Genomic DNA, 22,482 nt, shown 5'->3' with positions numbered 1-22,482 from the left:
AACTTCTTCTTTTACTTCAATAGTGTTTGCCATTGAAACAGCGCTAAACGCCAAAACTGCCATAGCAGTAAAAATCATTTTTTTCATTTTTGTAACGGTTTTAAATTTATAAAATTTTTTTTGGTTAACCGTTACAAATAGTTAAGAAAAAAAAACATTTCACAATACCCACTTTTAGTGATATTTCAAAAAAAAATCCAGCATCAAAAAGACACCGGATTTTAAAAATAAGTAAACTAAAAATTAAAACTTCAAATTCAATCCTGCTAAGAAATTAATCTCTGCTTGTGGGTAATAGGAAGGATAGATGTCATACATATACCCGTTAGACACATACTTTTTATCCAAAAAATTATTCACTAATCCGCTTAACACAATTTCTTTAAAGATTGTTTTAGGCTTGAATGTGTAACTCACATTGAAGTCGTTTACAAAGTAATCGGCTAATCTTGCCTCGAGTGAGTCAGAATTATTCATGAATTGCTCGCCTACAAATTTTTGCAACAAAGACAAATGCAAGGCTTTAATTGGCGAAAACACCAATACATTGCCCATAATTACCGAAGGAGAATAAGCGATATCAGTCGTTACATTTCCAAGTCCAACATTCAAATCCACATTCTTGTTGGCACTTAAAGTAAAGTTAGGACGCACCATCCATTGTTCAGACAGGGCAATAGTCGCATCTACTTCAAGCCCTAAACGGTAACTTTTTTCGCTATTTGAACGAATGGGAGCGCCCACATCATCTAATTTTCCAGTCAAAATCAACTGGTTTTTATACGCCATATAGTAGAAATTGGTATTCAATTGTATTTTTTCGTTGTTCAAACGCCATCCCAATTCCAAGTCATCTAAGGTTTCAGGTCGTACGCCTCCATTTTCATAATCGGTGCGATTTGGTTCACGATTGGCTCTTGCATACGAAAAATACAATGTGTTCGCCTCGTCAATCTTATAATTCAAACCTGCTTTGGGATTAAAAAAACGAAACGTATCATTGACCAACCCCGTTTCTGGGCTATCGGCTTTGTACTGTACGTGACGATATTGTAAATCTCCGTACAAACTCAATTGTTCCGAAACTTGATAATTGGCTTTGGCAAAAAAGTTTCCATCCGTTTTCGTGGCAAAATCTTCATAATAACGATCTCCCAATTCACTTTGAGAAGCGTAGCGCGCCCAGATCACTTTTCCAAAATGGACACCTTCATATTTATTATAGCCTCCACCCAAAATTAATTGCAAGGCATCGGTAGTATACTTGGCAGAAAAAGTAGTTCCGTAAAAATCATTGTCTAACCATTTTTGGCGTACCAAATCGGTTTTGTTAATGGTTGTTCCGTTAATAACAATCGGTTTCAAACCATAACTAGAAAACTTAGCGTCTTCTTTGTAGTTTTCGTAATAGCCTTTCCCTTTGGTATAGTGCAACGCAAAATTAGAACTCCAGTTATCCGACCATCTTTCGTTCCAATGCAATTGCGAATGGTCTTGTTGGTAATTATCGGTTTCATTATCATAAAAACGAGTAGTTCCCGCTTCGTCTGTAAACATTCCAGCGCTGTTAAATCTACGATTGCTATTCAGCGTTTCTCCATCTATCCCGTTCCAAGCTTGGTATGTTTTTTCTTTTCCTCCAAAAACCAAAGCTTTTAGTAAAGTAGTTTTCCCCACATAAGTTCCTTGCAAGAAATACGATTTCAAATCAGAACTAGCGCGATCAATATATCCATCAGATTGTAAAACAGATAAACGTCCTGCGATTTCAAAATGGTCATTTAGTAAACCGGTACTGAATTTAACCGTGTTTTTCAAAGTATTAAAACTTCCTATTGAGCTAGCAATTTCAGCACTTGCTTCTTTGGTATATGAATCGGTTAGCATATTCAAACTCGCTCCAAAAGCTCCTGAACCATTGGTAGACGTTCCTACACCGCGCTGTAACTGAATACTTTCTACTGAAGAAACAAAATCAGGCATATTTACCCAATACGTACCATGACTTTCAGAATCATTGTACGGAATTCCGTTGATGGTTACGTTTACACGGGTCGCATCGCTACCACGCACGCGAATTCCCGAATAGCCAATTCCGTTACCCGCATCCGAAGTAGTTACCACCGAAGGCATATAGTTCATAAGTGTTGGAATGTCCTGACCCAAATTGCGAAACTGAATTTGTTTTTTAGTCAAATTGCTAAACGAAACCGGAGTTTTTGACGTCACACGCACAGCCGAAACCAAAACATCATCCAATTGGTTGACTTTGGTCGTGTCTTTTACTTGAGCAAAAGTGAAAAGTGAAAAGTGAAAAGTGAAAAGTAAAAAAAATAATCGAATGGAATGCTGTTGGCTTTTGCCTTGTGCCTTTTGGCTCTTTGATGTAATAATGGTGTTCATCCGTAAATAGTTTTACGAATAAAAGGGGGAATTATTCTTTTATTTTTAAATTAATAAATGATTTGTTTTTATGACAAGACAATAGCGAGTACTCTAGTATTTTGTCATTTTTTCCCTTGGCAGCATTACCCGCCTAGGTTCTTTGGGTATGATCTCAGCTCGTTATTTAGAGCACCCCTTTGAGACGGCGCAAATATATATCATTTGTTTGAAGTTCCAAGTTTAAAGTTTAAAGTTTTTGAAACTACTAAAAATCGGGCTTCCTTCTTGATTGCTTGATATCCGATAAACTCTTTTTATCCTTAATTCGTTTTCTGATGGCCGATTTTGGGATTTTGGTCGCTTTTCGTTCTTTGGGAACGAACAATCCATCACGGATTATGGCTAGGAAACGTTTGATTACAATAGCTTTATTTTTGAGCTGGCTGCGGTCTTCATCACAATGCAAAATCAAAAGCTGTTCTGACGTTACTCTATTGGCTAATTTGTTTGCTAACACTATTTTTTCTTCCTCGGTTAATGCCTGGGATTGTTTCAAATCAAAAGTTAAAACGACTTTAGATGATACTTTATTGACATTTTGTCCGCCAGCTCCACTGCTTCTAACGGCCTTAAACTGTAATTCGTTTACTATTTTTTCTGTTTCCATTTTACAAAATGTGCTGGGGCTGATGTGCTGGCTTGAGCAAATCATTTACATTTTTCACAGGGTTGAAAGTAACCATAGGTACCTCTACAAAAACGGTAATCCACTTGGCCATGGCTCCATTCCACAATCCAGGTAATTCGTAGGATTTTATGGTGTCGTTTCCTAACGTTCTTTCTACGATAAATCCGCTATTATGATCTACAAACTGACTTAAATCAAACTTTTTGTTTTTGTAATTTTTAATGCCACAAACTAAATCTACCGGATTAAAATGAGTAGCTTTATCCAAAATGTTCTGCTGTTTTTCATTTTTTAGATCCATCTGAGAAGATTCTACGATTTGCAAGCTTGTCTTTCCTTTGTCGTCCATTACCCAAAAAGGGCCACCGCCAGGTTCTCCTTCATTTTTTACCATGCCACATACCCGAATCGGGCGGTCTAAAACCCCGATCAATTCTTTTATTTTATTCTCAAATGTAAATTCTGGAAACCCTTTAATCATCTTGATACTCAATTCATTTTCAACAAAAGTTACGATTTTATCAACTTCTGATGTGCTAACTTGCTGTTGGTGAATGGCTTCTAGCTGTTTAAAAATGCGCTGTTGTAACTCAATTAAAATCCCCGCTAATCCCTTTTTGTATAAAGCAATGGCGTCCATTTGATTTTGAATTACATTATCAATGTTCTTGATAAAAACAAGATCAGCATCCAAAGCATTGAGGTTTTCAATCAAAGCACCATGCCCTCCTGGACGAAATAAAAGTTCATTATTTTGATTCTTTACCAAGTTATTTTTGGCATCTACTGTTACAGAATCGGTAGCTTTATCTTGATACGAATACCCAATTTCAATAATTGTATTGGATTGTGTTTCGATGGTACTTTTTAGTTCTTGCTCTAATTTTTCAAATAGGGTTTGATGTGCCTGAGTTATGGTAAAATGTAAATAACTTTTTTGTTGTACTGAGGCATAGGTCACACTTTCGTTTAGATGCTCTTCAAATGGCGTGGCTACGTGATCTGAATATTTATGAAAAGGCAAAACACCCTTAGGTTTACTCGCAAAATCAAAATAATCAGGGTATAATAAATAAGTTATAAAGTAATAATTTTTTTTGTCTGCTGGCCAAAACTCAAAGTCGGCAAAATCAGCCCTAAGTCTCTTATCTATGGCTTCAAAAAAAGAAAACTTATCCATACCCACAATAAAAAGCGACAGCTCTAAATCGCGCTTTCTGTTGATGTATGCATTAATACTCTCTGTTTCGTAATGATAATCTCTTAGAAATTCATTCAAAAACTTAAACATTCGTGTGGCTGCTCCAGAGGCAGGCACTAATTTTTTCAACGTTAAAGAAGCTTTGTTTGCATCAAAAAAAGTAGCTTTTTCAATAAACTCCTCCGTAGACAAATACATAATTCCATCACCAATTGTCGCAGGTCTGTCTAAAATGGTTTTGGCAATTCCGTTTTTGTAAATTGTTAGTTGTTCTTGGACTTTAGCTATCGGAATACCGTGCTCATAGATTTGCACAAAATCCAAAGAATCGATTCCCATTTTTTTAGCCTTACGCAACTCTTCCAGAATAGCTATGGCTTTGTTCAATCGGGTTCCTTTATCTCCAGTTAGAGTAATAAATGGTTTTTTGTTATCAATAAGTGATTGTTTGAACACTGAAAAAACAGACTCTCGTCCTTCAGGGCTATCTCTCAAACCATCATCTTCCCATGGCACGTCAATGTCTGTAAGAAAAAATAAATCATATTGGTGGGTGCGAGCCGCTTTATCCAATAACGAGTCACAAAAATTATAATACAATTCAGAAAACACTTTGGTCACCATCAAATTCGTATCACAAAACAAATAAGTATCTGCAATAGCGGCACTTTCATTTTCTAATTTAGTTTGTCCATAGGCAATTGGCAACATATCATCTATATCACAAACACCACGACCACTATTTAGCTTTTCTTGTAAATAGTCGCGTGCAAATTCGGGTACCCAAGCCGTTTGATAGTATTCGGCTAATTGTTTTGCCAAAGTGGTTTTGCCTGTAGATTCAGGTCCAAATATGGCAATTTTTATTATTTCTGAAGCTCCTGTTTTGGAGAGCTGTTTAAGGTTTTCTTCCATTCTAAATAACCATAAAAGGCAATAATTGTAAAAATAATGTATTGAAGGCTTGTAAAGGTATATCCTTTTGCAAAATAAAGCGGTATTGAAATGAAATCTCCAATAATCCAGAAAATCCAATTCTCAATTTTTCGTTTTGCCATTAACCACATGCCTACGAAAAATAGTGCAGTCAATAAAGTGTCTACGTACGAATACCAGGTGGTAAATTTACCAAAATAAAGGTAGACCAATACCACAAAAATTATGGTAGCTACAAAAATAACCATGCTATAGCCTTTGTCTTTTCGTGTGGTCCATGAAATAGGAAATTCAACTTTGTCTCCCTTTTTACGTGTCCAATGGTACCAACCGTAAAGGCTCATTACAAAATAATACACATTGATCATCGAATCGCCTAATAATTCCCATTGCCAAAGCAAATAGGCATAGATTGAAGTACTAACCAAACCCGTTGGAAATACCAAAATATTATCTTTTTTGGCAAACCAAACACTGGCTAAGCCGAAAAAAATGGCAATGAGTTCCAGACTAACCATCAGTGTGGAATAGTCTTTATATTGAGCAAAAAAATAATCGATCATTGTTTATTGTGTATATTTATTTTCAAAAAAAGAAGGATTTTTTTCAAAAGCCGTTCCGATTACTACCAAATCAGCTCCTGCTTCATACGCATTTTGTATCCCCAACAAAGAGGTAATGCCTCCGCCAACAACTAGTGGAATAGTAATGTTTTTAGCCACTTCTCGAATCATTTCTAATGGAACCGATTGCTTTGCGCCACTTCCTCCTTCGAGGTAAATGAGCTGATGCCCTAGCATTTCGCCAGCCATCGCAGTATTACAAACGCTTTCAACATCGATTCGTGATAAGGGTGTAGTCTTACTTACCCGTGCTACTGCTGTTTCGTTGCCACTTTCAATTAAAATATAGCTGGTAGGAATAATTTCTAAGTCGGTTTTTTTGAGAATTGGCGCTGCTTTTACCTGATGTTCGATTAAAAAATCTGGATTGCGACCGGACAATAAGGACAAAAACAAAATACCATCAGCGTGAATTGAAATTTGAGATGGATTGCCAGGAAAAAGCACAATAGGTAATTCACAGATGCTTTTAATCTTTAGAATTAACTCGTCTATAATATTATGAGTTACGTGGCTTCCACCAATAAAAACGTGTGTGGCTGGAGAGCTTATCACTTTTTGAATTAAGGCAGGAACCGTATTCAAGTCAATTTTATCGGGGTCGAGAAGAATGGCAAGGAGCTTGCGTTTTTCTTTTTTTGCCAGTAGAATATCTTGATAGATTGTTGTAGTCATTAGTTCTTTTTAGGTTCTTACTTAATGACATTATTTATCCTCATTACTTCGTAAAGCAAGTAGACTAAATCCATTTATAATTTCTGAAAAATATGGGTTATTCCGTTGAATAATTAATGAAATTGGATAATAAATTCCTTTTGAATCACAAATATGCTCGTCTATTTTGACCAACCCAAATTGATTATGAGTATAAAACCAATTATCAAATTTTCGTCTACGAAGTTCTTGTTTTCCATCAGATGAATCGCAAATATAAATACAAACTGATTGCTCTTGTTTGAAATAAAAATCTTTTATAATCGAAGAAATAGTAGAAGATACTAATTTGTCTAATGGGGGATTTTTCCCAAGAGGATTATGCACAATCTCAATGATAAATTCAAAAATTAAGTGAGCATAAGGTGCTTTTTGGTCTCCCAATAAGTAACTCGAAGGACGGAATTTTATTTCATAAATCAATTCCAATTCCGTTTCAAAAAAATAACTATTGTTAGTTCCACCATCAAATAAAAAAGGATAACTCATTTTTTTTCTTTTTTCAACTGGCGTAACTTTTTCAAAATCTCTTGAAACTCTTCGGTATTATAGCGTTCTTGACTTTCGATTTTAGATTGCTTTTTGCTTTCCAACATCAATTCAATAACCTCATCATTAGATTTAAAAACAGTCTTTTTAACTAGAGTTTTCATGTGTTAGTTTTTTGTTGTTTTTTAGTTCAGATGGAATTTCGTATTCTTTTTGGGTTTTGAGACCAAATAAACTGATTTTATTATATACAAATATAATTATTTTCAAAAGCATAAACTAAAGTAAAAGAATCGAACTCATCAAAACAAATAGTAAACCATTGCTGCTTTTTTTCGAAATCCAAAATGGCCGTGGTTTTTTTTTGGTCTAATTCAAATGGACTGACTTTGATGTGGTTCTTAAAACTAATGCCTTTCTCGTTGCATATTTTAAAAATGGCTTCTTTGGCGCCCCATTTTACGGTTAACTTGCGAATATAATATTCCGTTGAGAAGCTTTGCAGTCGAGATAACTCAGCAGTATCGACAAATTTATCGGCGATGCGAAGGATTTTTTCTCGTTGCAATTCGATATCAATCCCAACAGTTTGATTACTTATGATGATGGCCGCGAATTCGTGTGAATGAGTTATGGATATGTATTTGTTATCGTTCAAATGAGGCTTGCCAGATTTGTCATAAAACAAATCAAAGTCGGTATAGCCTGCTTCGGCTAGTAGTTTTCTAACACTCAAAAAGGCACGCTGATGCAGTTGCGACTTCATTCCGTTGAGTCGCTGGGTGCTAATCGTGTTCAAGTGTACTTGTTCGTATAAATCCGAGAACGTCTCGGTAATGTGCCAAACGTAAAGTGTGGTTTCTTGGTTATACTGGATGGTTTTGAATAACGGCATTTGTAAATAAGGTGTCGTTTATGGTTTGGTTTTTGAATACAATTCTCTTGTCGTTTAGCACATTGCCTAGCCCTGATGGGAACGGCATCCTTGTATGGCGGGGTTCGCCATACAAGATATAGTGGACAGCAGGATTAGCTCCTTATAGTTGACCAACTTTGTATGTGCAATTGACAAGGCATTTAAAATTCTAACGCTTAAGGAATTAAACAATTCACAATTCTCAAAGAAATTGGTTTATTTCTAAACTTATTACGTAAATTTGCAAAAAATTTCAATATACAAATATACTATAAATGAGTACAGCAACTATGCCTTTTGTGGCTTACAAAGTGAAAGACATTTCCTTAGCAGCTTGGGGAAGAAAAGAAATTGAATTAGCAGAAGCTGAAATGCCAGGATTGATGGCGCTTCGTGCAGAATACAAAGACGAACAACCTTTGAAGGGAGCTCGTATTGCAGGATGTTTACACATGACGATTCAGACTGCGGTTTTGATCGAGACTTTGATTGCGCTTGGAGCTGAAGTGACTTGGAGTTCTTGTAACATTTTTTCTACTCAAGATCAGGCTGCTGCTGCTATTGCTGCTGCTGGAATTCAGGTGTATGCTTGGAAAGGTCTTGACGAAGAGTCTTTTGACTGGTGTATTGAGCAAACGTTGTTCTTTGGTGAAGACAGAAAACCATTGAATATGATTTTGGATGACGGTGGAGATTTGACTAATATGGTTATTGATCGTTACCCAGAATTAGTTGCTGGAATTAAAGGATTGTCTGAAGAAACTACTACTGGTGTTCACAGATTATATGAAAGAGTAAAAGCGGGAACATTACCAATGCCAGCGATCAACGTAAACGACTCGGTTACTAAATCTAAATTTGACAACAAATACGGTTGTAAAGAATCTGCAGTTGATGCCGTTCGTCGTGCTACCGATATTATGTTGGCTGGAAAAAGAGTAATCGTTTGTGGATATGGTGATGTGGGTAAAGGAACAGCTGCTTCTTTTAGAGGTGCTGGCTCTATTGTAACGGTTACTGAAATTGATCCAATTTGTGCTTTACAAGCTGCAATGGACGGTTTTGAAGTTAAAAAATTAGATACTGTTATCGCTACAGCTGATATCATTATTACTACAACTGGAAACAAAGACATCGTTTTGGGTTCTCATTTTGAAAAAATGAAAGACAAAACGATCGTTTGTAACATCGGACACTTTGATAACGAAATTGATATGGCTTGGTTGAACAAAAACCACGGTGCTTCGAAAATCGAAATCAAACCACAAGTTGACAAATATACTATCAACGGTAATGACATCATCATTTTGGCAGAAGGTCGTTTGGTAAACCTTGGTTGTGCTACAGGTCACCCAAGTTTTGTAATGAGTAACTCATTCACCAACCAAACATTGGCTCAAATCGAATTGTGGAAAAATAGTGCTGCTTACAAAAATGAAGTGTACATGTTACCAAAACATTTAGATGAAAAAGTGGCGATGTTACACTTAGCTAAATTAGGTGTTGAATTGGAGACTTTACGTCAAGATCAAGCTGAATATATTGGTGTTGAAGTTCAAGGCCCATTTAAGCCTGAATATTACAGATATTAGTATTAAGATTTTAGTACAAAGAATTAAGATAAATCCCTTGCAGAAATGTGAGGGTTTTCTTTTTGCAACACTTTTTTAATGTAGTCTTACATTCTGACTAAAAAAAAATTGATTAAAAATTAGTAAAAAATCATCAACCATCAAACTATCAAAATTTTAACAAAAGAAGAATGTTTGTTTGTTATTCTTATTTAGTATTTTAGAAGGCAACAAAAAAAATGAGTTTGCTAACCTATTGGTATTCAAAATATGAGATATAAAAATAAGTACTTCCGATTCCATACTTTTACTTTGAACCAGCTAAATTTCAAGTCGCATTGGCTGTCTTTTTTCTTATTAATAGTATTATTGGCAATGCCACAACATCACTTTTCGCAGAATAAAAAGCCAAAAGTAGCTTTAGTACTTAGTGGTGGTGGAGCCAAAGGAATTGCGCATATTCCTGTAATTCAGGCTTTAGATTCGTTGGGGATAGTTCCTGATTTAGTAATAGGAACGAGTATGGGAAGTATTGTTGGGGGATTATATGCTATGGGCTATTCAGGAGATAGTATTGCCAAAATTGCGAATAATGCTCGTTGGGATGAATTGTTGGGAGGGAAGGTGTCTCTAAATAATGTTAGTGTAGAAGAAATGAGTGAATTCAGTCGCTACTTAATCGACATCGATGTCAAAAATTACAAACCTATCATTAAATCTTCCTTATTAAATGACCAAAATCTTAGAGAGTTCCTATCACTAATCACTTATCCCGCTTATAACATTTCTAATTTTGATAAATTGCCGATTCCGTATAGAGCAATGGCAACCGATATTTTGAACGGAAAAGCGGTTATACTTGATGAGGGTTCCATTGCATTAGCGATGAGAGCGAGTATGTCTATTCCAGGAGTATTCAAGCCTGTACCTTACCAAAATACTATTTTGGTAGATGGTGGAATGTTAGACAATTTTCCAACAGATATTGCCAAAAACATGGGAGCAGACATTATTATTGGGAGCGATGTTGGTGATGATAAAGTAACTATTGAAAAACTTGAAAATCTCTCGACACTTATTTTTCAATCAGCCATGTTAACTAGTAATTTAAAGAATGATGAAAACAAAAAACTTTGTGATATATTGTTTAGTCATTATCCCAATTTAACTTATTCAACTGGCGATTTTGACGCGAGTAAAGAAATTTATAAAGAGGGCAAAATTGCCACGAAGCAAAATATACTTGCTTTAAAGGCATTGGCTGAAAGACTAAAAGCTTTTCCTGTAAATAAACCACAACTCCCCACTATAGATCGAGAGTTTATGTTGGATACTATTGTTTATAAGAATTTTAGTGATGCTAATCTTAAGTTGGTTGAAAAACGTTCTGGTATAAGAACAAACAACAAATATACCATAGAAGACATAGCTGAAGGAGTTAGAAAAGCAATGGGAACCAATTTGTTCAATCAAATCAATTACACCACTTTTTCAAAAGACAACAAAACCCATCTACAACTCAATGCTTCTGAATACTATAAAAATCAAATTAAAGCCTCTTTGCATTTTGATACTTTTCGCGGTTTTGGAGCCATTATCAACTATACTGGAAGGAATTTACTAGGAGAGTCTTCCCGAGTTCTAATTACAGGAGATATTGCGCAACAACCCAGAATCAGGCTCCAGTATCAAACTATTTTTGGTAAAGACAAAAAATGGTGGTGGCGCTCAGAAATGTATGGTCAACGCTTAACTCAGGATGTATATATTCAACGCAAAAAAGCTGATAATATACAATTTAATTCACTTTATTTTGATAATCAAATTAATAGAAATATAAATTCTTTGAAGAGTTATTTTGGCTTTGGGCTAAACTATCATTATACACATTTGAAACCAAAAACAGATCCCGGCTTTAATACTGTATTTACTTTAAGTAGCTACTATCTAAATCAAATAGAAATGAATGTTCATTATTATACGGACAACCTAAACAAGGTGTTTTTTGCCTCAACAGGAAATAAATTACAAGTAGAATTGTCACGTTCTATTCATCAAGATGTTGATATCAACTACACTAATAATACCGTTCAAAACTTTAGTGGGAGTCTGAATCCCTTTACTAAATTCAATTTTAACTACGAAAATAGAATTCCTATAAAAGACAAAGTACTCATTATGGAAGCTAGTGCAGGATTTTTATTTGAAGATCAAATACAATCTCATCAGATTTCTACTGCTCAGTTTGGGTATGCGTCTAAGTATTTCATTGGTGGTTACACCGCAAATCCCTTGAAGAATAGTGTAACTTTTACAGGTTTACAAGAAAACGAACTCAATGTAAGTCAATTTATAAAAGTAAATCTAAGTCTTCAGGCTAATCTTACGTCTAAAGTGTATTTAATTCCGCATATAGATTTAGCAACAGTTGGGTTTAAAAGTTTTAATGATTTTAAAAGTAATTTTTATGCACCAAAAGGCAAATGGCAAGATTATGATGCCACAAGTATACTGTTCTCTAGTGGTGCTACCATTTCGTATAATACCTTTTTAGGGCCTATCATTTTCGATACTTCTTGGGTGAACAACAATAAGTTAAAATTGTTTTTTAGCATAGGACTATTATTCAATCCATCATAAAAAAGAAAAGCCTGTCAATTCTTGATTGACAGGCTTTGTAATAATTATAATCCTATTGCTTATGCTTCAAATGGAAGTACAGAAACATATGATTTATTATCTTTTTTCTTTTGGAACTTTACAACTCCGTCTACTCTTGCGTGTAGGGTGTGATCTTTACTGATGTAAACATTTTCACCTGGATTGTGTTTAGAACCTCTTTGTCTTACGATGATGTTCCCAGCAATAGCAGCTTGACCACCAAAAATCTTAACGCCTAAACGTTTTGATTCTGATTCTCTACCATTCTTAGAACTACCGACACCTTTCTTGTGAGCCATGACGTATTGGTTTTAATATTGTTATTATTCTTTTGTATCTTCTTTTTTAGCTTTTGGAGCTTTTTTTACTTTAGGAGCTGGCGCTTCTTCAGTGGTTGCTTCAACAGCTGCTTTTTTTGGAGCTGCTTTTTTAGCTGTTCCTGCTGCAGTAATACCTTCAATTACAATTTGAGTAAGATATTGTCTGTGACCATTTCTTTTTTTGTATCCTTTTCTTCTTTTCTTTTTGAAAACGATAACTTTATCTCCTTTTAAGTGTTGTAACACTTTAGCTTCTACTGAAGCACCTTCTATAGCTGGGGCGCCTAAAGTTACATTTCCATTATCATCTAATAAAAGAACTTTGTCAAAAGAAACTTTTGAACCTTCTTCATTAGTCAAACGGTGAACATAAACCTTTAAGTCTTTGCTTACTTTGAATTGTTGCCCTGCTATCTCTACGATTGCATACATACCAAATTGATTTATTGATTTTTAAGGTTGCAAATATACAACTAAATATTAATCCTGCAATCTAATGCTTAAAAAATATTTCTAACCCTATTTTCCTCTGATTTTTAAGCTGTTTACAAGGTTTGAACTAATGTTAAAATCATGCAAAAACAAGATTCTATTTACAATAAAGACTAAAATAAAGTACATTTGGTGTAACATTTATTACAGAACCTGAACTAATGCAAAAACAAAACTTTTATAAACTTTATGAAAAAAACAATAATGGCTTTGAGTAGCGTATTGATGCTTGGAGGCGTTGCCTCAGCTCAAAAAGTAGCGTTTGAAGAATACGACTTAGACAATGGAATGCACGTTATCTTGCACCAAGATCCGTCTGCTCCTGTAGCAATCACTTCAGTAATGTATCACGTAGGATCCAAAGACGAAAAACCAGATCGCACTGGTTTTGCTCACTTCTTCGAACATTTGTTATTTGAAGGAACTGAAAACATCAAACGCGGAGAATGGTTCAAGATTGTAACTGCTAACGGAGGCGTGAACAACGCCAATACATCAGACGATAGAACCTATTATTACGAAGTTTTTCCTTCTAATAATTTAGAACTAGCTCTTTGGATGGAATCCGAAAGACTATTGCACCCAGTCATCAACAAAATTGGTGTGGACACGCAAAACGAAGTAGTGAAAGAGGAAAAAAGAACCCGAATGGATAACCAACCTTATGGCCGATTTCAAGCGGTAGTAAAAGAAAACCTATTCAAAAAACACCCTTACCGTTGGGCAACAATTGGCTCTATGGAGCATTTAGATGCTGCCACTTTAGAAGAATTTCAAGCGTTCAACAAGAAATTCTACATTCCTAATAATGCTGTTTTAGTTGTTGCAGGAGATTTCAAAAAAGACCAAGCCAAAAAATGGATTGCACAATATTTTGGTTCTATCCCAAAAGGAGCTCCAATCAAAAGAGAACAATTCATCGAAGAACCTATAACCGAAACTATAAAAGCCAAATTTGAAGACAACAACATTCAAATTCCAGCTATTGTAGCGGCTTACAGAACGCCTTCAATGAAAACAAGAGATGCACGCGTTTTAGACCTTATCTCTTCTTATTTAAGTGATGGTAAAAGCTCGAAATTGTACAAGAAAATTGTAGACGACAAAAAAATCGCATTACAAGTTGGCGCTTTTAGCAACAGTCAAGAAGATTACGGAATGTATATTTTGTATGGTTTACCAATGGGCAAAAACACCGCTACAGACATTTTAAAAGAAATTGACGAAGAAATAACAAAATTACAAACCGAATTAATCTCTGAGAAAGATTACCAAAAATTACAAAACAAGTTCGATAATAATTTTGTAAGCTCTAACTCCTCTATTGAAGGAATCGCCGAGAATTTGGCTAGCTATTATTTATTGTATGGCGATATCAACCTAATCAATACAGAAATAGAAATGATTCACTCTATCACAAGAGAAGAAATTAGAGACGTTGCCAAAAAGTATTTAAATCCTAATCAACGTTTAGTTTTAGATTACGTACCAGCTGCTGAAAAGGCCAAATAACAAGATATGAACATTATGAAAAATATAAGCATCCTCTTAACCCTATTCTTTGTAACAGGAATTATGCAAGCGCAAAACAGACCACAACCCAAGCCAGGACCTTCTCCAATGGTTCAAATCAAAAAGCCAGAAAGCTTTGTTCTAAAAAATGGACTAAAAGTGATGGTCGTAGAAAATCATAAACTTCCACGTGTTTCTTTTAACCTTACGCTAGACAATCCTCCTTTTGCCGAAGGCAACAAAAAAGGAGTTGATGATTTGACTAGTAGCCTAGTAGGTAACGGAAGTCAAAAAACTCCAAAAGATGTATTCAATGAAGAAATTGATTTCTTAGGCGCCAATATCAACTTCTCTTCGCAAGGCGCTTCTGCAAGTGCACTATCTAAATATTCTGGACGCGTTTTAGAATTGTTAGCTGAAGGCGCTTTGTTCCCGCTTTTCACACAAGAAGAATTCGACAAAGACAAAGCGAAAATGATTGAAGGATTAAAAGCCAACGAGAAAAGTGTAGCCGCAATTTCTAGCCGAGTTGTTGATGTACTAGCTTTTGGAAAAAATCATCCTTCTGGTGAATATGTTTCTGAAGAAACTTTAAAAAACGTAACACTTGCAGATGTTCAAAGCAACTACGCTGCTCGATTTGTGCCAGAAAATGCTTATTTGGTAATCATTGGAGACGTAAAATTCAAAGAAACCAAAGCCGCTGTTGAAAAGCTATTTGGTGCTTGGGAGAAAAAAACCATTACCAAAGAAAGCTATACCGCTAATCCAAACGTAGACAAATTACAAATCAACTTGGTAGACGTACCAAATGCTGTACAATCCGAAATTTCATTGGTCAACACTTTGAATTTAAAAATGAATGACCCTGATTTTTTCCCAGCAGTGATTGCTAATCAAATTTTGGGTGGTGATTTCAATTCGTATTTAAATATGAATTTAAGAGAAAAACACGCTTGGACTTACGGTGCGCGTTCTGAAATTGGAAGCGGAAAATATGTAACCAAATTTGTAGCTACTTCTGCCGTTCGTAATGCCGTTACTGACAGCGCCGTAGTAGAATTCATCAAAGAAATCAAAAAAATCAGAACCGAAAAAGTAGATGCCGAAGTATTGAAAAACGTGAAAGCAGGATACATTGGTCGTTTTGTAATGCAAGTTCAAAAACCACAAGCTGTGGCGCGCTATGCTTTGAACATTGAAACAGAACAATTGCCAGCCGATTTTTACGAAAAATACATCCAAACCATCAATGCTGTAACACCAGAGGACATTCTTCGTGTAGCTAATAAATACTTTTTATTAGACAACACCAGAATTGTAATCGTAGGTAAAGCAAGCGAAGTAACACCTGGATTAGAAAAACTAAAATTGCCATTGTTCTTTTTTGATAAATATGGTAATCCAGTAGAAAAACCAGTAACCAAAAAAGAAATTCCAGCTGGAGTTACTGCCAAAAGCGTTCTAGAAAACTACATCAAAGCTATTGGTGGGAAAGAGGCTTTAAAGAAGGTAAAATCAATCGTTACTATTGCCTCTGGATCAGTTCAAGGCACAACTGTTGAGATGACTTCAAAAATAACCTCAGACAAAAAATTGAGTGTAGAAATGAAGGCTGGAGGAATGACTATGATGAAACGAGTACTAGGAGACAAATCAGGATACGCGATTCAACAAGGCCAACGCAAAGACCTCTCCAACGAAGAGTTTAAAGAAAAGAAAGCCGATATGAATCCTTTTGATGAATTACCTTTACTTGATAAAGCCAGCATTACATTAGCAGGGATTGAATCTATCAACGACACAGATGCCTACGCAATCAAAGATGGCCAATCAACGCTTTATTATGATACAGTAAATTTCTTCAAAATCGCTGAAAGCAAAACTTCTGAAAGAGGAACTCAAACAACCTTTTTCAATGATTACAAAGAAGTTAAAGGAATAAAATTCCCACATACAACAATAATGAACATTGGAATAGAGCTTAAACTTACTACCTCCGAGGTAAAAATCAACGAAGGCGTAACCGATGCCGATTTTCAATAATCACAACTTAAATTAAAACAAAAAGACTGCTTTCATCGGCAGTCTTTTTTCGTTTATACTATTTTGGGCGTGACCCCATTTACCAAAAGAGGCTTATGACTAGCGTGCTATCCGCCTCTTTTGGCAACTGCGGTCGGGCTATACGCGCTACTTCGGTAGCAAGCTGCTATCCCTCACGCAAACCCCCTAAAAAACACCTATTTTCTGGCCGATAAATACACCCCAACCAAAACGATAAAAGCTCCAAAAAGCTGCACAGGAGTTAATAACTCTTGGTCTAACATCCCCCAAAAGAAAGCTACCACTGGAATCAAATACGTAACCGAAGTCGCAAAAACGGGCGACGAAATTTGAATGAGTTTAAAGAAAATAATATTGGCAATACCCGTTCCCAACACTCCCAAAATCAAAATATACAACACCGATTCTTGAACAACCGCTCCGTGCGTCATAGCGAAAAAATCAGTACTATATAATACAGCCAACGCTGGAAAAAGCAAAACCAAAAAATTACCCGTTGTAATACTCAAAGGAGGCAAATCCGATAAATATTTTTTAATCAAATTGACATTTGTAGCATAGCAAATCGAAGCAATCAGCACTAAAAAAGCGTAATAATAATTTTGATTGGGATGATGCACCGCGCCATTCCAAATCAACAAAGCACTACCGACTAAACCAATCAATACGCCAAAAATTTGATTGCGTCTAAAATCCAACCTAAAGAAAAGTGCGCCAATCAACAAGGTATTCAAAGGCGTTAAGGAATTCAGAATAGAACTTATAGAACTATCTATTTGCGTTTGTGCAATAGCAAACAAATACGCAGGAATAAAAGTTCCAAACAAAGAAGTCAAAGCAATATACTTCCACTGATGGTGAGGGATTTTTACTAAACTTCTAAAACCAATCACCAACAAAAAAAGCGCAGCAAAAATAATACGCAACGACCCCAACTGAAAAGCCGTTAGGCCTACCAATCCTTTTTTGATTAATATGAAAGAACTACCCCATATAAGAGATAAAAGCAGCAAATAGCCCCATTTGAATTGTTTTGATAGCATCTGTTTTATTTTGGTTCAAAATTGTAATTATTTTGGGAATATCTAGGTGTTTTTTTGATTAATTTTGACCCCAAATACATTTTAAACTCATCTAAATCAATACCAATGAATAGTAAAAAAACGATTATAGCTATTGCATTTGCAAGTATCGTTATGATAAGTTGCAAAAAAGAAACAGAAACAGCTAAACCAGAAGCCGCTACTACTGAAGCTCCAGCAGTTAAAAAACCAATTGCTGCCGCTAATGTACAAACCGCAAGTTTTGCTATCGAAGGAATGACTTGTGCTGTAGGTTGCGCAAAAACCATCGAAAAAAAATTAGCAGAATCTGAAGGAGTTGAGAAAGCAACTGTTGATTTTGATAAAAAATTAGCAACAGTAACTTTTGACAAAAGCGTTCAAAACCCAACGTCCCTAACTCAAGTAATTGAAGGCGTAGCTGATGGAAAAACTTATAAAGTAGTACAACCTAAATCATAGGCAGAACAACTCTTAAGCAAAAAAGCATTCGTTTTTGGCGAATGCTTTTTTTTATGTTTTTTACTTTCTTATGAAAAACCAAATGTTCTGGCTTAGCCCTGATGGGAGTGGCATCCTTTGCCGCCGGGGTTCGGCGGGAAAGATAGAACGTACAGCAGGAGGATTCGTTATTAAAAAACCAATTGTTGTGCTCCTAAAAAACTACTTCCATTTTAAGGTTTCCATCAGGTGCTGCATGTCGTTTTTGATATAACTTGCGGCAGGCATAATAGAATCAAAATTAGGCTTAGCATAGAAATAAACGGAGCCCGTAATGAAATGTCGCGTGCTATCGGTGGCGTAAAATTGTGAATTGGTGGCGGCATTACCATCGACTTGATAAAACATACCATAGACTTTTTTGTCGGGATTCAAGTAAGGTTGTTCGATGATGTCATCGGCCTTGATCACGTGCTCAAAAGTTAATTTCTGCGCGTCACGCAATAATTGCTTGATGTTATTGGACACCGGTTTGTAAGTCAAATAGATCGTAGCTTTCATTTTGGGATAGGTAATTGTATAACTACAATCTGATTTTCCTTCGATAATGGCAGCGTCATTGCTTTCGAAAGTGAAGGGACAAGCGTTTTTAAAATCGATGTATTGGGCTTCGGGATAATCCAAGCGCAAATAGCCTGAAGGTTTAGGCAACACATCGTCTTTACAACCCGTTATTGCCAACAATACTATTCCTATAAGTAGACTAACTTTTCTTTTCATTTTTATTCAATTGCAACTTTCTTTAAAATGGCAAGTCGTTTATGGGCAAACTGCCATTTGAGGCCTCAAAGTTAGTGTTTTTTGGAGATTCTTGACTGGGATTCGTTTTGTGATCTTGGTCTTTTTTGGTGGTCAAAAATGTAAACTCGGTGACTTGAATTTCGGTAGTAGATTTCATGGTGCCATCTTCGGCTTGCCATTGTCTGGATTTAATGCGTCCTTCTACATATATTTTATCGCCTTTCGAGAGGTATTTTTCACATATTTCGGCGGCTTTATTGCGCACGACCAAGTTATGCCATTCGGTTGAAGTAATTTTTTCGTTGGTGGATTTATTGATATACACTTCGTTTGTAGCCAATTGAAAGCGCCCAATACAGTTGCCGCCTTCAAAATAATGCATCTTAATGTCGTCGCCTAGATGCCCTATTAACATCACTTTGTTCAATGTTCCGTTCATGATTACAATGGTATTTCAACCAAAGATACATTAATTTTTTTAAAACTATTTTGTTGTACTATTATGGATTAAATTTCGAAAAAAGTTGATTTTTTTTGGGCGGTTCTGTAAACAATTATACAACTTGAAGTTACACAGTTAACGATACAAAACCGTCAAAATATAATTATCTTGACGGTTTTGTGTTTTTTAGTGAAGGTATCAATGTGCTTCCAGCCAATTTTTTCCCAATCCAATTTCAACATCCAATGGGACTGCCATTTTGAAGGCGTTTTCCATTTCGTGTTTGATCATGGGTTGTATTTTTTCAAGTTCAGAATGGTGAACATCAAACACCAATTCGTCATGAACTTGTAATAACATTTTGGACTGCCAATTTTCATCAGTGAGTTTTTTATGAATATTAATCATGGCAATTTTGATGATGTCGGCTGCCGAACCTTGAATAGGGGCATTGACAGCATTTCGTTCTGCTCCTCCACGGACAATGGCATTGGCAGAATTGATGTCTTTTAAATAACGTCTTCTGCCTGAAACAGTTTCTACATAGCCGTTTTCTCTGGCAAAATCAACTTGCTCTTGTATGAATGATTTTAATCTTGGATAGGTTTTGTAATACGCTTCTATCAAATCGGCACTTTCTTTTCTAGATAAATTGGTTTGATTGCTTAATCCAAAAGCCGATACACCATAGATAATTCCGAAGTTCACCGTTTTAGCATGGCTACGTTGTTCTTTGGTTACTTCTTCTAAAGGAACATTGAATACTTTGGCGGCCGTACTTTTATGGATGTCTTCTTTGTTTTGAAAGGCTTTAATCATATTTTCTTCCCCACACAAAGCGGCGATAATGCGTAATTCAATCTGAGAATAATCCGCAGAAAGTAGGGTGTAATTTTCATCACGTGCGATAAATGCTTTTCTGATTTGTCGTCCTCTTTCAGTACGAATAGGAATGTTTTGAAGATTGGGATTATTAGAACTCAAACGACCAGTTGCGGCAACGGTTTGCATGTAATCCGTATGTACTCGTCCTGTTTTTTTGTCGACCTGATTGGGTAAGGCATCTATGTATGTACTTTGCAGTTTTACCATTTGGCGCCATTCAAGTATATCGCGAACAATTTGGTGTTCATTGGCTAAGTAAGATAAAACTTCTTCACCAGTAGCATATTGTCCTGTTTTTGTTTTCTTTTGCTTAGCTCCTCCAATTTTTAGCTTATCGAATAATATATCACCTAGCTGTTTTGGGGATGCCAAATTAAATTTCTCTCCAGCCGTTTCATAAATTTGTTGTTCGAAAGCATCAATCTCTTTTTGCATATCAATCGACATCTTTTTTAGGAAATCAACATCCAAATTGATGCCTTCTTTTTCCATATCAGCCAATACTTGTACTAATGGAATTTCAATTTCATCAAATAATTTTTTTGTACCAACCTTTTCTAAAATTGGTTGGAAATGGGCTGCCAATTGAAAAGTGATGTCAGCATCTTCGGTGGCGTATTCTTTAATCGCCTCCAATTCTACTTGACGCATCGATAACTGGTTCTTTCCTTTTTTGCCAATTAAAGTTTCGATAGATTTCGGACTGTATTTTAGATAGGTTTCAGATAAAATATCCATATTGTGTCGCATATCTGGATTAATCAAATAATGCGCAATCATGGTATCAAACAGTTTTCCTTTGACTTGAATGTTGTAATTGGATAGAATTTTCAAATCATATTTCATATTTTGACCAATTTTCTCGATGGTTTCATTTTCGAAAAAAGGACTAAATTTTTCAATTAATTCTTGAGCTTCTTCTTGATTTTCGGGAAAAGGAACGTAAAATCCTTTGCCTTTCTCCCATGAAAAAGACAAACCAACAAGTTCGGCATTCAAAGCATCGATTCCTGTAGTTTCAGTATCAAAACATACTGAAGTTTGTTGTAATAAATTTTGAAGTAATAATTTTACTGAAAAATCCCCTTGAATGATTTGGTAGAAATGAGGAGTGTCTTCGAGTGTTTGGTAAAACTTATTTACACCATTTTCGTTGCTGTTCTCATCATCAGAGAATCCAAACAAATCCATTTGGTTTTCATCGGTCTTTTTTGATGTTGTTTTTTTTGAAGTGGCTGGATTAGTTTCGTTTCCATCCCCATTTCCATCTATTTCGTCATATTCTTTTCCTGTGCCAAAGAGTTTATCGAATTGTGTTTTCATTTGACGGAATTCCAATTCTTGAAACAAAGCGTCTGTTTTTTCTACATCAGGTTGGGATAATTCATAATCCTGAGCCTCAAAAGTAACAGGACAATCGAGTAGGATAGTGGCTAGTTTTTTGGATAAAATGCCTAATTCTTTATTGGCTTCAATCTTTTCTTTCATCGCCCCTTTAAGTTGATGCGTATTGGCCAACAAGTTTTCTAAGGTGCCATATTCGGCCAAAAATTTCTTTGCGGTTTTTTCCCCAACTCCAGGTAGTCCTGGAATATTATCCGCAGAATCTCCCATCATTCCCAAAAAGTCTATTACTTGTTCTGGTCGTTCAATTTCAAATTTAGCCAAGACCTCTGGAATTCCCCATATTTCAATATCATTCCCCATTCGGGCGGGTTTGTACATGAAAATATTTTCTGAGACCAATTGTGCAAAATCTTTATCAGGTGTAACCATAAATACTTGGTAGCCTTCTTTTTCAGCTTGTTTAGCTAAGGTGCCAATAAGGTCATCGGCCTCAAAACCTGCTTTTTCAATAATTGGAATATGCATCGCTTTCAATAACTCCTGAATATAAGGAACGGCAATTTTTATCGCTTCAGGTGTTTCGTCACGATGAGCTTTGTATTCTTGATACATTTCATAACGATAATCGCTCCCACCTTTGTCGAATGCTACTGCCAAGTGATCGGGTTTTTCTCTTCGAATAACATCCAATAAAGAGTTCATGAATCCCATAATGGCAGAGGTATCCATTCCTTTTGAATTTATTCTTGGGTTTTTGATAAAAGCATAGTAGCCACGAAAAATAAGTGCGTAGGCATCTAAAAGGAAAAGTCGTTTTTGAGTTGACATGAATTTTGAATCTAAAATTTGAAAGGGTAAAAATAAACAAAGCAATTTGATTTTGTTCATTGCCATTCTTCAAACTCTTGCATTTGTCTAAAATAATTACTT

General features: G+C 35.7%; 19 protein-coding genes. 5 read left to right on the top strand and 14 right to left on the bottom strand.

Going from position 1 to position 22,482, the window contains the following annotated elements; all coding sequences use genetic code 11:
• Positions 1-243: 243 nt before the first annotated feature.
• The 8 genes from O9307_RS12420 to O9307_RS12385 all read right to left on the bottom strand — a co-directional run bounded on the left by O9307_RS12420 (position 244) and on the right by O9307_RS12385 (position 7,931).
• Positions 244-2,403: a TonB-dependent receptor gene (locus O9307_RS12420; RefSeq protein WP_298299814.1), complete on the bottom strand. Its 2,160-nt coding sequence runs from the start codon at positions 2,401-2,403 to the stop codon at positions 244-246.
• 247 nt (positions 2,404-2,650) lie between these two features.
• The gene (arfB, locus tag O9307_RS12415) at positions 2,651-3,052 is read right to left on the bottom strand and encodes an alternative ribosome rescue aminoacyl-tRNA hydrolase ArfB (protein WP_298299812.1); all 402 of its coding nucleotides are present in this window, start codon (positions 3,050-3,052) and stop codon (positions 2,651-2,653) included.
• A gap of 1 nt (position 3,053) precedes the next feature.
• Positions 3,054-5,189, bottom strand: coding sequence for a DUF4301 family protein (locus O9307_RS12410; protein WP_298299810.1), 2,136 nt, complete (start codon positions 5,187-5,189; stop codon positions 3,054-3,056).
• Positions 5,141-5,773 carry a nicotinamide riboside transporter PnuC gene (pnuC, locus tag O9307_RS12405; RefSeq protein WP_298299808.1) on the bottom strand — a complete coding sequence of 211 codons (633 nt, stop codon included), beginning with the start codon at positions 5,771-5,773 and terminating at the stop codon, positions 5,141-5,143. The genes O9307_RS12410 and pnuC overlap by 49 nt, the downstream gene beginning before the upstream one ends.
• Positions 5,774-5,776: 3 nt before the next feature.
• Positions 5,777-6,508 carry a geranylgeranylglyceryl/heptaprenylglyceryl phosphate synthase gene (locus tag O9307_RS12400; RefSeq protein ID WP_298299807.1) on the bottom strand — a complete coding sequence of 244 codons (732 nt, stop codon included), beginning with the start codon at positions 6,506-6,508 and terminating at the stop codon, positions 5,777-5,779.
• Between the two features lie 30 nt (positions 6,509-6,538).
• Complete coding sequence (locus tag O9307_RS12395) at positions 6,539-7,036, bottom strand: DUF6169 family protein (RefSeq protein WP_298299805.1); 498 nt, start codon at positions 7,034-7,036, stop codon at positions 6,539-6,541.
• Positions 7,033-7,200, bottom strand: a complete 168-nt coding sequence (locus O9307_RS12390) for a hypothetical protein (RefSeq protein WP_155959406.1) — start codon at positions 7,198-7,200, stop codon at positions 7,033-7,035. Before O9307_RS12390 ends, O9307_RS12395 begins: the two co-directional genes overlap by 4 nt.
• A gap of 80 nt (positions 7,201-7,280) precedes the next feature.
• Positions 7,281-7,931 carry a 4'-phosphopantetheinyl transferase superfamily protein gene (locus O9307_RS12385; protein ID WP_298299801.1) on the bottom strand — a complete coding sequence of 217 codons (651 nt, stop codon included), beginning with the start codon at positions 7,929-7,931 and terminating at the stop codon, positions 7,281-7,283.
• Positions 7,932-8,227: 296 nt separating this feature from the next.
• Between O9307_RS12385 and ahcY the strand changes: the two genes are divergently transcribed.
• Both ahcY and O9307_RS12375 read left to right on the top strand, forming a co-directional pair.
• On the top strand, positions 8,228-9,544 hold the full coding sequence (gene ahcY, locus O9307_RS12380; RefSeq protein ID WP_298299799.1) for an adenosylhomocysteinase: 1,317 nt from the start codon (positions 8,228-8,230) through the stop codon (positions 9,542-9,544).
• Between the two features lie 354 nt (positions 9,545-9,898).
• Positions 9,899-12,163 carry a patatin-like phospholipase family protein gene (locus tag O9307_RS12375; RefSeq protein WP_298299797.1) on the top strand — a complete coding sequence of 755 codons (2,265 nt, stop codon included), beginning with the start codon at positions 9,899-9,901 and terminating at the stop codon, positions 12,161-12,163.
• A gap of 59 nt (positions 12,164-12,222) precedes the next feature.
• On the opposite strand, the gene rpmA is transcribed toward O9307_RS12375, so the two are convergent.
• Together rpmA and rplU are read right to left on the bottom strand one after the other, a co-directional pair.
• Positions 12,223-12,483, bottom strand: a complete 261-nt coding sequence (gene rpmA / locus O9307_RS12370; RefSeq protein ID WP_064714262.1) for a 50S ribosomal protein L27 — start codon at positions 12,481-12,483, stop codon at positions 12,223-12,225.
• Between the two features lie 24 nt (positions 12,484-12,507).
• Positions 12,508-12,936, bottom strand: coding sequence for a 50S ribosomal protein L21 (rplU, locus tag O9307_RS12365; protein WP_298299795.1), 429 nt, complete (start codon positions 12,934-12,936; stop codon positions 12,508-12,510).
• A gap of 249 nt (positions 12,937-13,185) precedes the next feature.
• Between rplU and O9307_RS12360 the strand changes: the two genes are divergently transcribed.
• Together O9307_RS12360 and O9307_RS12355 are read left to right on the top strand one after the other, a co-directional pair.
• Positions 13,186-14,508: a pitrilysin family protein gene (locus O9307_RS12360; protein WP_298299793.1), complete on the top strand. Its 1,323-nt coding sequence runs from the start codon at positions 13,186-13,188 to the stop codon at positions 14,506-14,508.
• Between the two features lie 15 nt (positions 14,509-14,523).
• Positions 14,524-16,554, top strand: coding sequence for a pitrilysin family protein (locus O9307_RS12355; protein ID WP_298299791.1), 2,031 nt, complete (start codon positions 14,524-14,526; stop codon positions 16,552-16,554).
• Positions 16,555-16,751: 197 nt separating this feature from the next.
• On the opposite strand, the gene O9307_RS12350 is transcribed toward O9307_RS12355, so the two are convergent.
• A complete protein-coding gene (locus O9307_RS12350) occupies positions 16,752-17,618 on the bottom strand; it encodes a DMT family transporter (protein WP_298299788.1) in 867 nt (288 codons plus the stop codon).
• Between the two features lie 105 nt (positions 17,619-17,723).
• Here O9307_RS12350 and O9307_RS12345 point away from each other — a divergent pair, with 105 nt between their 5' ends.
• On the top strand, positions 17,724-18,098 hold the full coding sequence (locus O9307_RS12345; protein WP_298299786.1) for a heavy metal-associated domain-containing protein: 375 nt from the start codon (positions 17,724-17,726) through the stop codon (positions 18,096-18,098).
• 201 nt (positions 18,099-18,299) lie between these two features.
• Here the strand turns inward: O9307_RS12345 and gldD are convergent, their stop codons facing one another.
• The 3 genes from gldD to polA form a co-directional block, all read right to left on the bottom strand.
• Positions 18,300-18,857: a gliding motility lipoprotein GldD gene (gldD, locus tag O9307_RS12340; protein ID WP_298299784.1), complete on the bottom strand. Its 558-nt coding sequence runs from the start codon at positions 18,855-18,857 to the stop codon at positions 18,300-18,302.
• A gap of 22 nt (positions 18,858-18,879) precedes the next feature.
• Positions 18,880-19,317, bottom strand: coding sequence for a single-stranded DNA-binding protein (ssb, locus tag O9307_RS12335; RefSeq protein WP_298299781.1), 438 nt, complete (start codon positions 19,315-19,317; stop codon positions 18,880-18,882).
• 201 nt (positions 19,318-19,518) lie between these two features.
• Entirely contained in the window at positions 19,519-22,380 is a 2,862-nt protein-coding gene (gene polA / locus O9307_RS12330; protein ID WP_298299779.1) for a DNA polymerase I, read from the bottom strand.
• Positions 22,381-22,482 lie beyond the last annotated feature (102 nt).

Origin of the sequence: Flavobacterium sp., assembly GCF_027531905.1 — a bacterium.
GTDB lineage: Bacteria > Bacteroidota > Bacteroidia > Flavobacteriales > Flavobacteriaceae > Flavobacterium.
The sequence above is the reverse complement of the archived record's forward strand: the minus strand, read 5'-3'. Positions and strand labels throughout refer to the sequence as shown.